Below are 446 nucleotides of genomic sequence, written 5' to 3'. Positions count from 1 at the left end.
GGCGGGGGCAGCGGCTATCGTGCCCGGTGCCCAGGCCTATGTGACCGACATCAGCAATACCGAGGACAGGAGTCGGCGCTTTGTGCTGATCGGTAGTGCATCGTTCGTTGGCTTTCTCGCGGGCCCCGCGTTCGGTAGTTGGCTTGCCGGGCCGCTGATGGGCATGCCTGCAGGCCAGATGCCCAGTATGGTCAACTGGCCCGCGTTGGTGGTCGCATCGGTCGGACTGCCACTTCTGTTGGCGGTTCGCCGCTGCCTGAGCACGACCAAGCCGATCTTGCTCGACAGCGGCTCGGTGCAGATGACCCGGCAGCGCAAGCGCTTCGTTGCTGTATCGATGCTGTTAGCCCTGCTGGCGTCCTTTGCCGCAGGTACCTTCGAAGTCGGCTTCAGCCTGTTTGGTGGCCAGACACTGCGCCTACCCAACTCGATGATTGCGGTGATGT

1 pseudogene is annotated in these 446 nt (G+C 63.0%); it reads left to right on the top strand.

What is annotated here, in order from left to right:
* Nucleotides 1-19: 19 nt before the first annotated feature.
* Nucleotides 20-446, top strand: a pseudogene (locus I6F36_RS38760) (hypothetical protein); the annotation flags it as partial.

The organism is Bradyrhizobium sp. BRP19, assembly GCF_020194195.1.
GTDB lineage: Bacteria > Pseudomonadota > Alphaproteobacteria > Rhizobiales > Xanthobacteraceae > Bradyrhizobium > Bradyrhizobium yuanmingense.
This window is presented reverse-complemented; position numbering and strand designations above follow the sequence as displayed.